The organism is Paenibacillus sp. SC116 (genome assembly GCF_024733555.1).
Taxonomy (GTDB): domain Bacteria; phylum Bacillota; class Bacilli; order Paenibacillales; family Paenibacillaceae; genus Paenibacillus_B.
Genome location: NZ_JANIOF010000005.1, coordinates 90,999 through 103,121, shown reverse-complemented (window position 1 = coordinate 103,121; position 12,123 = coordinate 90,999). Strand labels below are relative to the sequence as shown.

Genomic DNA, 12,123 nt, shown 5'->3' with positions numbered 1-12,123 from the left:
GATTGGATTTCAAATTAATCATGATGACAGTCGGAGTATCGTTTATCCTAGCCGTTATATTAGGCCCGTTATGCATTCCGTTGCTGCGTAGGTTAAAATTCGGTCAGCAAGTGCGTGATGACGGGCCAAAGGCTCATTTGAAAAAAGCAGGGACACCAACGATGGGCGGTATTATTATTTTACTTGCTTTTACGTTGGCATATTTGAAGTTCTCTGTTATTAATACAGATTTCTATGTGCTGCTTGTAGCAACACTAGGATACGGCCTTATTGGCTTTTTGGATGATTACATTAAAATTGTGTTTCGTCGCTCACTAGGATTAACGGCGATGCAGAAGTTATTTGGACAGCTGTTCTTTGCCGGAATTGTGTGTGCTTTGCTCATTAAGATGAACCACAGTACTTTCGTTGGTATCCCAGGCACAAGCGTAGGTCTTGACTTAGGTTGGTTCTACTATATTTTTGTCGTCTTGATGCTTATGGCGATAAGCAATGCAGTTAACTTTACAGATGGAGTGGATGGTTTATTATCCGGTTCCAGCGCAATCGCGTTTGCTGCATTTGCTATTATCGCTTTGCAATCGTCGGAGATCAGTGCAGCTGTTTGTGCAGCTGCTATGGTTGGAGCGGTGCTAGGATTTTTGGTATTCAATGCGCATCCAGCCAAAGTGTTTATGGGAGATACGGGATCGCTCGGTATTGGAGGCGCGATGGCGGCAGTGGCTATTCTTACGAAAACAGAACTTCTCTTTATCATTATTGGAGGAGTGTTCGTAGTGGAGATGCTATCCGTTATTATCCAAGTTATCTCTTTCAAAACTCGAGGCAAGCGCGTATTCAAAATGAGTCCTATCCATCATCACTTTGAATTGTCAGGTTGGTCTGAATGGCGCGTCGTCATTACGTTCTGGGCGGCTGGCATTGTGTTGGCTGGACTTGGACTATGGATAAACAAGGGGTTGTAATCGATGAATCAACCAGACACGTATCGCGGTAAATCAATCGTTGTCCTTGGGATGGCGAAAAGCGGTTCTGAGGTAGCAAAGCGTTTTCATGCGCTTGGTGCAAATGTCACGGTTAATGATAAGAAAGAACGACACCTATGTCCCGAAGCTTCTGAACTAGAAGCTTTGGGCATTTGTGTTGTATTGGGAGGGCATCCTGTTGGTCTTATTCATGACCAAGTATCCCTCGTTGTAAAGAACCCGGGAATTCCATATACAGCAGAGCCTGTTCAGCAGGCACTGGCTCTTGGAATCGAGATCGTAACCGAAATTGAGGTGGGCTATCATTTATGTCAGGCTCCGATTATCGGTATAACAGGCAGCAACGGTAAGACAACAACAACGACATGGGTAGGCAAAATGCTTGAGTCGGCAGAGTTGAAGCCACTGGTTGCGGGCAACATTGGGACTCCATTCAGTGGAGTTGCACCTATGGTAGCTGCGGATCAGACGGTTGTATTGGAGCTAAGCAGCTTTCAGTTAAAAGGGACAACCTCATTCCGGCCGCGTGTAGCGGCGTTGTTGAATGTAGTGGAGACCCATCTTGACTATCATGGATCAATGGATGATTATGTAGACTCGAAGCTCAAATTGTTTGCCAATATGACAGCTGATGATGTTGCGGTATTGAATGCAGAAGATGCCATGTGTAAGTTGGCAGCATTGCGTATCCTGGCTCGTGTATGGAAGTTTTCCTCATCCAACGAGGTAGCGGTGGGTACGTATGTGGAGCCTTCCTATGGAGCTGAAGGAACGACGGATCTTACCCCTCGTCATGTAATGTTCCGTGATGAAGCAGGAGTGACGCATCGGATTATCGATGTAGCTGAAATCGGATTGGCTGGACGTTTTAACGTGGATAACGCGTTGGCAGCATGTGCTATTGCTTTGGCAGCTGGAGCGCGTCCTGAGCAGCTCGCAGAGCCGCTGAAGCAGTTCAAAGGAGTGGAACATCGTTTGGAGTGGGTACGAGAGCGCAATGGCGTAAGGTACTTCAATAACTCCAAAGCGACAAATACGATAGCAACACAAATGGCGTTGGAGGCTTTCCCAGGCTCTATTATTCTTATTGCAGGTGGTTTAGACCGTGGACTAGATTTCAAAGAACTTATTCCTTATTTCTCAGAGCGAGTCAAAGCAATTGTAACGATGGGTCAGACACGTGATATTATGCGCAGCGTAGCTGAACAGGCAGGTCTGAAAATGATTCATGTCGTCGACACTGTGGATGATGCAGCGCTTGCTATTCAAGAAGCCGTTCGTGAAGCGGAAAAATTTGCACAGTCAGGTGATCTTGTTTTACTGTCTCCAGCATGTGCAAGTTGGGATATGTTCCCTTCGTATGAAGAGCGTGGACGAATGTTTAAGGAAGCGGTGCATACTCTTAAGTAGAGGGGTGTTCAAGCCTCTACATTGTCCAATGAGGTGTACCGCATGGTCAAAGCTAAAACCGCGCCCGATTGGTGGCTAATCGTTGCCGTTGTATCGCTTCTCGCGATCGGTATCGTCATGGTGTACAGTGCAGGCTCAGTACTTGCTTTTCATGATTATGGAGACTCGTATTATTTTGTGAAGCGTCAGCTGTTATTCGCTGCGTTGGGGATAGCAGCGATGTTTGTCACGATGAACGTAGACTATCACATCTGGAAACGTTATGCTAAAGTCGGATTGGTTATATGTTTTGCCTTGTTAATCATCGTATTAATTCCGGGATTAGGAGTTGTACGTGGTGGTGCGCGAAGTTGGCTTGGAATCGGATCGTTTGGTATACAGCCTTCTGAGTTTATGAAACTTGCTATGGTTGTTTATTTATCCTATCGCCTCTCCGAATCTCAGCATACCATAGCGAATTTTCTCAAAGGGTTAATGCCTGCGCTGCTTATTATGGGGACAGCCTTTGGACTTATTATGTTGCAGCCAGACCTTGGCACAGGCACCGTTATGGTAGGGGCATCGTTATTGGTTATATACATATCAGGAGCTCGTATTAAGCACTTGATGTCTCTAGCTTTAGTGGGGGTTGCAGGATTTGTTGCTCTCATATTGGCAGCACCCTATCGATTGCTGCGCATTACAGCTTTTCTCGACCCTTGGAAAGACCCACTTGGTTCGGGTTATCAAATTATTCAGTCGCTTTATGCGATTGGTCCAGGCGGCTTGACAGGATTAGGATTTGGAGCGAGCCGCCAAAAATATAGTTATATGCCAGAACCACAGACGGACTTTATATTCGCTATCCTAGCAGAAGAGCTTGGTTTCATTGGTTGTACAGCAGTTATAATTTTATTTATGATTGTAGTATGGCGGGGGATGCGGGCAGCGCTCGCGGCACCAGATATGTTTGGAAGCTTGCTTGCTGTAGGTATCGTAGGAATTGTTGCGGTACAAGTCTTAATCAATGTGGGGGTCGTTATCGGTTTGATGCCAGTTACAGGCATTACGCTGCCGTTAATTAGCTACGGAGGATCTTCTCTCACTTTGATGCTGACGGCTCTTGGCATATTGCTTAACATATCACGTTATGCGAGGTGAATTACATGCGCGTCGTCCTTAGCGGCGGAGGAACAGGGGGACATATTTACCCTGCACTGGCCATCGCGCGGGAGTGCGAAAAACGCGATCCCAGCAGCACTTTTTTATATATTGGAACAGAACGAGGATTGGAAAGTAAGCTTGTCCCAGAACAGGGTATTCCATTTGCCTCGATTGATATTACAGGTTTCAGACGCAAGCTTTCATTAGAAAATGTGAAGACGGTGCTTCGATTTATTTCAGGTGTTCGTCGTGCGAAACAGATGCTGAAAGATTTCAAGCCTGATGTAGTTATTGGAACGGGTGGTTATGTATGCGGGCCCGTTGTATATGCTGCAGCTAAGCTGGGGATCCCTACTATTGTTCATGAGCAAAATGTCATCCCAGGCTTGACGAATAAGTTTTTAAGCCGTTATGTAGATACGGTTGCGATAAGTTTTGAAGATTCGAAATCGTATTTTGCAAAAGCCAATCATGTTCTATTCACGGGTAACCCGCGTGCTACGGAAGTGGTAGAAGCGAGTCGTGAACGCGGATATGCATCACTTGGTTTACCTCCTAGCAGTCCTATTGTTATGGTTGTAGGGGGGAGTCGCGGAGCGAAGGCTATAAACGAAGCCATGATAGGGATGCTTCCTCACTTGAAGCGTCTTCCTGATGTTCATTTCGTTTATGTGACGGGGCAAGGTTATTATGAGGAGACGCGCAAGGCGGTTCTAGCAGGCAGCCAAAGCATTCGCAACCACTTGCATGTTCTTCCTTACATTGCTAACATGCCTGAAGTGTTGGCTGCAACAACGCTTGTTATCAGTCGTGCAGGCGCATCTTCTTTGGCTGAATTAACCGCGCTTGGTATCCCTTCTATTTTGATTCCGTCACCTAACGTGACGAACAATCATCAAGAAGCGAATGCACGTTCATTGGAGCAAGCTGGTGCTGCTATTATGGTGAAGGAATCTCAGCTCAACGCTGCTGCACTATTTGGCCAAATTGAACAGTTATTGAACCATGACGACAAGCGGAAGCAAATGTCTGAACAGGCTAAAGCGTTTGGACAACCTGATTCGGCAACTCGAATCGTAAATGAAATGCTAAGACTAAAGGGCAAATGACATTTGCCCTTTTTGCTATTTTCGGACATATCACTCGTTAGGCGTCTGTCACACAACATAATCCGCTGACATACTATGGTTTATAAATCGTGACAACATCCTACATGACCTAATTGGCTATGTGTCCATACTGCTAATATGTATTGAGCAGTGCAGAAAGGTGTGCGCATTAGAGCTTCGAATATGGTTAGGGCATCTCCAATAAGATTGGCGAGCCGTTAATAGGTATGTCGATGCACATGGATATGAGGAGTCACGAATCTCACAATCAGCTGAGGTTGTACTGGAGACAGGGGAATTGGCAGTGAGGGGATCGTCGTCGGGGCGCAGCTTCCACTTCCACGCAGCAGGCCAATTTCATTGTAAACACCGGGCAAGCAACAGCGTCTGACGTGCTCACCCTAATAGTATGAATTCAGCAGGCAATTCGGTGAATGGCTGAAAAAGCCTGTGAAAGCTGAAATCCAACCTATTGGTGGTGGGTGAGCGGTAATCTCGGAGGTGATACATTGGACAAATTGGTGATAGAGGGTGGAAGGCCCCTTTCTGGAACCATTCGTATCCAAGGAGCGAAAAATGCCGCATTGCCTATTATGGCAGCTGCCATCTTAACTGACGGTGTTATCCAGTTGGATCGTATTCCTAAGCTGCTGGATATTGATGTGATGCTTAACATCCTCAGACGCCTAGGATGCAGAGCGACGCAAGAAGGTCATACCGTCATTCTGGACAACAATCATATTCATGGTTCACATGTTCCAGAAGAACTGATGCGGCAAATGCGGTCTTCCATCTTCTTAATGGGGTCGCTGTTAGCCAGATTCAAAGAGGTGCATATTTATCAGCCTGGTGGTTGCGCGATCGGCGAACGGAAGATTGATCTGCATCTGAGGGGCTTGCAAAGTCTAGGCGCCAAGCTTGAGATTGTCGGCAACCGTATTTCGTGTACGGCAGAACGATTAATCGGTAATGATGTCCATCTTGATTTTCCAAGTGTAGGTGCGACGGAGAATATTATGATGGCAGCTGTTCTGGCAGAGGGCAGGACCGTGATTACGAATGCTGCTCGTGAGCCTGAAATTACGGATCTGCAAAATTTTCTGAATGCGATGGGCGCAAACGTTTCCGGTGCAGGCAGCGATACGATCATCATTGAAGGCGTAGAGAAGCTGCATGGTTGTCGTTATGAAATTATTCCTGACCGAATTGTGACGGGGACGATTATGATCGCAGCTGCAGCTACTAGAGGGGCAGTCACACTTATGAATGCAGATGCTACTCATCTTACCTCGTTGATTCATATTCTCAGGCGTGCTGGTGTTCAGATAGCTATTAGTAATGATATAATTAATGTCACGAGCTTTGGACGTGCGAAGGCGGTTGAACGAATTGTAACTTCTCCGTATCCTGCATTTCCAACAGACCTTCAATCTCAGTTGATGGTATTGCTGTCGCTTGCCGACGGAGTGAGTACGATGAAAGAGACCGTGTTTGAAGGAAGATTTAAGCATGTAGATGAACTGACTCGCATGGGTGCAGACATTCGTGTAGATTTGAGCAGTGCTTTTGTTAAAGGCACTCCGCGTCTGTACGGTGCTACGGTTGAAGCGACGGATCTTCGTGCAGGTGCAGCTTTGGTCATTGCTGGATTGGCAGCACAAGGCAGGACGGTCGTGGAGCATGTGCATCATATTGATCGTGGGTATGAGCGCATTGAGCAGCTCTTTAGCAAGTTAGGGGCTAATATCAAACGTGGTTCTGCAGTAGCTAAGTTGGATTTTGCTAATGGCGGATAAGAATTGATTTATGCATCCCCTCCGTTATTGGAGGGGAGAGTAATTCCGTGCAATTGTACATGTCTATCATTGTGTAGGACAAGTATTATTGTTACTATGGAAGGGAATGGAATTTTTTGCAAGCAAGAACAATTCCAGCGCTGCCTAACAAGCCTGAGCGCAAACGGAAAAGTAAACGTATATTGTGGCTAGTTATTCTTTTGTGCATCGTACTTCTAGCCGTATTATTCTTTCGATCTCCGATAAGCAAAATAGATAAGGTTACTTTTATTGGGCAAAGTTTTGTTACTTCAGAACAGTTAGGAGAAACAACTGGCTTAGTAGCCGGAGCTCCTTTTTTTATGGTCTCTGCGAATGAGGTAGTAGCCAATATTAAGTCTACATTTCCGTTTGTGGAGTCTGTTAAAGTGAACAAGCATTTCCCAGGAAAAATAGAAGTGTTTGTAGAAGAGTATGAGGCGGTTGCCTATGAGCTAGATGCTGAAGGTGAAGTGTTAGCATCTCTAGTGAATGGAAGCAGTGTTTCATTATCCGAGATGAAGGCAGTCGTGCTGGAAAAGCCACTTTTAACGGGCTGGAAAGACAAACAAGCGCTTGAATTAAAAGCAAAGTTGACGAAACAATTGGTTCAAATTCCTGACAGTTTGCTTGCAGATATTTCTGAAATCGTATATGATCCATCTGCTTCTTTTTCAGATCGGATCAGGATGTATACACGCTCTGGATTTGAAGTCATTACGACAGTAGATTTATTGCCTACTAAACTTGCTTATTTGAGCGGTGTTGTAGAAACACAAGAGCCGGGACGTATTACGATGTTGAAAGCAGACTCCTATATCTCGTATACTAACCTTGCAAAGAATGATCACGATGTATTAGACGAACAAAAAAACTCTACTCAATAAACCAATTAAATGATAGAATAAACGTTATGGTATTTCCCATCCGTTCCTTCTTTTTTCTTCAAGGTTTTGTCATAAATTGACGCTAATTCACAGTGGTCAAGATGATTTCGGGACAAAATTGTAGAAAAAAGAGGGAATGACTTGTTGGCGTTGAATAGAGTGTATAATAATCTGGGAATACAACAATTGACTTGAAATGGGAGGTGCCACGGCTTGAGCAGCAATGACATCATTGTGAGTTTGGACATCGGTACATCCAAAGTACGCGCTATCATCGGCGAAATTAACAACGGTACGCTGCAGATCATTGGCGTCGGTTCAGCTGAATCTGAGGGAATTCGCAAAGGTGCGATTGTAGATATTGATCAAACTGTGCACTCGATTCGCAATGCGATCGAACATGCAGAGCGCATGGTCGGTATTGAAATATCGGAAGTGTATGTTGGAATAACTGGTAATCATATCGGACTGCAATCTAGTCACGGTGTAGTGGCGGTGTCCAATGAAGATCGTGAAATAGGTGAAGAAGATATAGTACGTGTTCTGAAGGCTGCTGAAGTAATTGCATTGCCTCCAGAGCGGGAAATTATTGACGTAGTTGCTAAGCAGTATGTTGTAGATGGACTCCATGATATCCACGATCCTCGTGGTATGATTGGCGTTCGCCTTGAAGTAGATGCTACGATTGTAACCGGCGCAAAGACCGCGATACATAACTTGCTGAGATGTGTGGAGAAAGCGGGTTTGCATGTTAAAGATCTAGTGTTAATGCCATTGTCTGGTGGACAGTTGGCATTATCCAAGGACGAAAAGGTTATGGGCTCTGTACTCGTGGATGTAGGTGCTGGGGCAACGACTATTTCTGTATTCCAGGAAGGTACGTTGACTGCGACATCTACGCTTCCAATAGGTGGGGACTTTGTAACAAATGACATTGCTTACGGATTGCGTACAATGTCTGACCAAGCCGAGAAGGTGAAGTTGAAATTCGGTTGCGCTTGGATTGACGAGGCGTTGGAAGAAACGACTTTCAAAGTAACTCGTATCGGCAGCAACGTGGAGAAAGAATTTAACCAAGTGTTTTTGGCAAATATCATTGAACCGCGTGTGCAGGAAATTTTCCATTTGGTCAAGAATGAAGTGAAAAGATTAGGGTTCGATGACCTCCCAGGTGGTTATATTCTATCTGGCGGTACGGTTTCGATGCCTGGTGTATTAAAAGCGGCGCAAGCAGAGCTTCAAACATCAGTACGTATCGCGATACCTGACTTTATCGGAGTAAGAGATCCTGGATTCGTAAGTGGTGTAGGTGTTCTACATCATGTAATGCGCTCGATTCGCCCGCGCAGCAACAATGGTGGGGGAGCTAAGAAAGCAGCTCCGCGCAAGGCGGCTCCTGCGGAGACGGCAAATAAACCAGGATTTATCGAACGAATGAAAAATATGTTCAGTGAATTTATCTAGTTTTTAAAATAATCCTAAGTAATTGACTTCTTGCCGTCCATGCACAATGAAGGGGAGATGGAGGACTCATGTTGGAATTTGAATTTGAAATGGAACATCTAGCCCAAATTAAAGTTATCGGTGTTGGGGGAGGCGGCAGCAATGCTGTGAACCGAATGATCGACAACGGTGTAAAGGGCGTTGAATTTATTACCGTAAATACGGACGCACAGGCTCTTCACTATGCAAAGTCTGAGCATAAGCTTCAGATTGGGGACAAGCTTACTCGTGGTTTAGGCGCAGGGGCTAATCCTGATGTAGGAAAGAAAGCAGCGGAAGAATCCCGCGAGCTTATTATGAACACGCTAAAAGGCGCTGACATGGTATTTGTCACGGCTGGAATGGGCGGCGGTACAGGTACAGGTGCTGCGCCAGTTATTGCCGAGATCGCTAAAGAGTGCGGTGCACTTACTGTTGGTGTCGTAACTCGCCCGTTTACATTTGAAGGGCGCAAGCGTTCTACGCATGCTGATCTTGGTATCGAAGCTCTTAAAGAGAAAGTAGATACACTGATCGTTATTCCAAATGATCGCTTGCTAGAGATCGTTGATAAGAAGACGCCGATGATGGAAGCATTCCGTCAAGCAGACAACGTTCTACTCCAAGCTGTACAAGGTATTTCTGACTTGATCGCTGTACCAGGTCTTATCAACCTTGACTTTGCTGACGTAAAAACGATTATGACTGAGCGTGGTTCCGCTCTTATGGGTATCGGAATTGCAAACGGTGAAAATCGTGCTACCGAAGCGGCTCGTAAAGCAATTATGAGCCCGTTGCTAGAAACTTCGATTGATGGTGCTCGTGGCGTCATTATGAATATTACGGGCGGTGCGAATCTATCCTTGTATGAGGTCAATGAAGCTGCTGAGATCGTTACAGAAGCATCTGATCCAGAAGTGAATATGATTTTTGGTGCGATTATTGACGAGAATATGAAAGAGGATATCAAAGTAACGGTAATTGCGACAGGATTTGAGCACAGACCAACTCCTACAGCAGCACCGATTCGCAGACCTTCTACACCAACTGCTCAAGAAGCACAAGATGTTCGCTCTGCTTCCTTGCGTCCGTTTGGTAATCAGCCGACAGGTGATCAGCTTGATATCCCAACTTTCTTGCGTAATCGCTCGCGTAACAGCAATGAATAATTTCATTCTACTATGCTTATAGTTCAATGATATGAAGATAAGAAGAAGCCCAGTGCATCCAGACACTGGGCTTCTTTGTTGTTTAAGCTAATCTATTACTCTCAAAGTACGCTTGAAGCTTGAAATGTTAGTCTCTTCCAATAATTACATCTGAAGCTCGACAAAAAAAGTGGCTTTCCCACAACCAACATTAGACAGACTTCGGATAACCCTGTATATATACTTAACCTAACCTACTTGACTGATGGCGGGACAGTAAGGAGGGAGTGCATTGACCGTCATATACGCTGACATTATTTTTGTCACAAATTTCATACTGGATTGGACATTGCTGGTGCTGACGGCCCGCATGCGCAGCATACGAGCCTCTACGTTTCGGCTGCTGGGGGCTGCTGCTCTTGGAACGGTCTACGCAGGAGTACTATTTTTTCCGACGATACCGTTCCTCGTAACGATAGGTGGAAAAGTGCTTTTATCTATATGTATGCTCGTTACTGCATTTGGATATCAATCTTTTGGCAATTTGGTACGAAATTTAGGTGCGTTTTATTTTCATGCTTTTGTGATTGCTGGCGGAGCGTTTGGTATCCAATATTTATGGAAAGATGCATCCAATTGGACGATGTTTGCTGCTGCTGCGGATTGGGCCTCTAGACAAGACTTGCCTAATGGAGGCGCAATGGTTGTGTTTGGCCTTGTATTTGCATTACTCATTTATAAACTTGCTTGGGGGGAGCGAAAGCAGCAAGCTCATCACGAATCGTATAGTGTTGAGTTGGAGGTCGTTATTGGTCCAATAACCCGTACGTGTACGGGACTGATTGATACGGGCAATGGGTTGAAGGAGCCGTTATCAGGTACTCCAGTTATCGTAATGGATGTATCGCTTTGGGAGGACGTTCTACCGTCTCATTGGCAGGAAATTGTGAAAAGCGGAAGCGTTATGGAGAAGATGGGTGGATTTGCTGACAGCGAGCGGGTCAATGAAAGTATATTTGATGAGAGCCGGATGAGGCTGCTTCCCTATCGTGCAGTGAACCAGTCAAATAGTTGGATGCTTGGTTTTCGCCCAGACCATATTCGTTTGAAACATGGTGAACGTTGTTATGCGACGAAGAAAGTCGTGATTGGATTAGAAGGAGAGAATCTTTCTCAGGAACGTCGTTTCCAAGCCATTATTCATCCAGAGTTATTGGAAGAATCATTACTCCAGCCAACTGCAGGTATGAGTGAAATCGAGTCAACTCATAAAGCTTCTTAGCTGTAAGTTACAATTTTGAGGGGCATATGTTATGCATCCTATGAGGATAAAGGGGGAAAAGCAATGCAATTGAAGTGGAAAATGATCGTCAAAATTAACATGTACCGACTATTATTGTTCTTAGGACTCAAACGAGCTGATGTTTATTATATTGGTGGCAGTGAAGCACTTCCCCCGCCATTAACGCGTGAAGAAGAAGAATATTTGTTGGAGCGGCTTTCAAGTGGTGATTCGGCTATTCGAGCGATGCTCATTGAGCGTAACTTGCGACTTGTTGTCTACATTGCCCGTAAATTTGAGAACACAGGGATTCATATTGAAGATCTCGTATCTATAGGAGCTATTGGGTTAATTAAAGCGGTAAACACATTTGATCCTGAGAAAAAAATTAAGCTGGCGACATATGCTTCGCGCTGTATTGAAAATGAAATATTAATGTACTTGCGTCGAAACAGCAAGACGCGAACAGAAGTATCTTTCGATGAGCCGCTGAATATTGATTGGGATGGAAATGAATTATTATTGTCTGATGTTCTTGGAACGGAGAACGATACGATATATAAAAATATTGAGGACCAAGTAGACCGTAAATTGCTGCATAAAGCGTTGGACAAACTTAGCGATCGCGAGCGTCTTATTATGGAATTAAGATTTGGATTGTCAGACGGAGAAGAGAAGACACAAAAAGATGTTGCGGATCTTCTCGGCATTTCACAGTCCTACATATCTCGTTTAGAAAAGCGGATTATAAAGCGTTTACGTAAAGAATTTAATAAAATGGTATAAAATTTGAATGAGCTGACTTGGACGATGAGATACATTTTCAGGAATAAAAAAGCACCTCAAGGAGATAATGTACATT

At 44.8% G+C, this 12,123-nt stretch carries 10 protein-coding genes and 1 pseudogene; all 11 read left to right on the top strand.

The window, feature by feature from the left end; all coding sequences use genetic code 11:
• Window positions 1-20: 20 nt before the first annotated feature.
• Window positions 21-965 carry a phospho-N-acetylmuramoyl-pentapeptide-transferase gene (gene mraY, locus NQ117_RS18715; protein ID WP_375163102.1) on the top strand — a complete coding sequence of 315 codons (945 nt, stop codon included), beginning with the start codon at window positions 21-23 and terminating at the stop codon, window positions 963-965.
• 3 nt (window positions 966-968) lie between these two features.
• On the top strand, window positions 969-2,396 hold the full coding sequence (murD, locus tag NQ117_RS18710) for a UDP-N-acetylmuramoyl-L-alanine--D-glutamate ligase (RefSeq protein WP_258279541.1): 1,428 nt from the start codon (window positions 969-971) through the stop codon (window positions 2,394-2,396).
• A gap of 42 nt (window positions 2,397-2,438) precedes the next feature.
• Window positions 2,439-3,536, top strand: coding sequence for a stage V sporulation protein E (spoVE, locus tag NQ117_RS18705; RefSeq protein WP_258279540.1), 1,098 nt, complete (start codon window positions 2,439-2,441; stop codon window positions 3,534-3,536).
• Window positions 3,537-3,541: 5 nt separating this feature from the next.
• Entirely contained in the window at window positions 3,542-4,648 is a 1,107-nt protein-coding gene (gene murG / locus NQ117_RS18700; RefSeq protein ID WP_258279539.1) for an undecaprenyldiphospho-muramoylpentapeptide beta-N-acetylglucosaminyltransferase, read from the top strand.
• 329 nt (window positions 4,649-4,977) lie between these two features.
• Window positions 4,978-5,055: pseudogene (locus tag NQ117_RS18695) on the top strand (hypothetical protein); the annotation flags it as partial.
• Window positions 5,056-5,157: 102 nt separating this feature from the next.
• Window positions 5,158-6,444 (top strand): UDP-N-acetylglucosamine 1-carboxyvinyltransferase, encoded by a 1,287-nt coding sequence (gene murA, locus NQ117_RS18690; protein ID WP_258279538.1) that lies wholly within the window; start codon window positions 5,158-5,160, stop codon window positions 6,442-6,444.
• A 116-nt stretch (window positions 6,445-6,560) separates the two neighbouring features.
• The gene (locus NQ117_RS18685) at window positions 6,561-7,349 is read left to right on the top strand and encodes a cell division protein FtsQ/DivIB (RefSeq protein ID WP_258279537.1); all 789 of its coding nucleotides are present in this window, start codon (window positions 6,561-6,563) and stop codon (window positions 7,347-7,349) included.
• Between the two features lie 213 nt (window positions 7,350-7,562).
• On the top strand, window positions 7,563-8,813 hold the full coding sequence (ftsA, locus tag NQ117_RS18680; RefSeq protein ID WP_258279536.1) for a cell division protein FtsA: 1,251 nt from the start codon (window positions 7,563-7,565) through the stop codon (window positions 8,811-8,813).
• A gap of 68 nt (window positions 8,814-8,881) precedes the next feature.
• Window positions 8,882-10,000, top strand: a complete 1,119-nt coding sequence (gene ftsZ, locus NQ117_RS18675; protein WP_258279535.1) for a cell division protein FtsZ — start codon at window positions 8,882-8,884, stop codon at window positions 9,998-10,000.
• Between the two features lie 271 nt (window positions 10,001-10,271).
• Window positions 10,272-11,261: a sigma-E processing peptidase SpoIIGA gene (gene spoIIGA, locus NQ117_RS18670; RefSeq protein WP_258279534.1), complete on the top strand. Its 990-nt coding sequence runs from the start codon at window positions 10,272-10,274 to the stop codon at window positions 11,259-11,261.
• Window positions 11,262-11,324: 63 nt separating this feature from the next.
• Window positions 11,325-12,047 carry an RNA polymerase sporulation sigma factor SigE gene (gene sigE / locus NQ117_RS18665; protein WP_258279533.1) on the top strand — a complete coding sequence of 241 codons (723 nt, stop codon included), beginning with the start codon at window positions 11,325-11,327 and terminating at the stop codon, window positions 12,045-12,047.
• Window positions 12,048-12,123 lie beyond the last annotated feature (76 nt).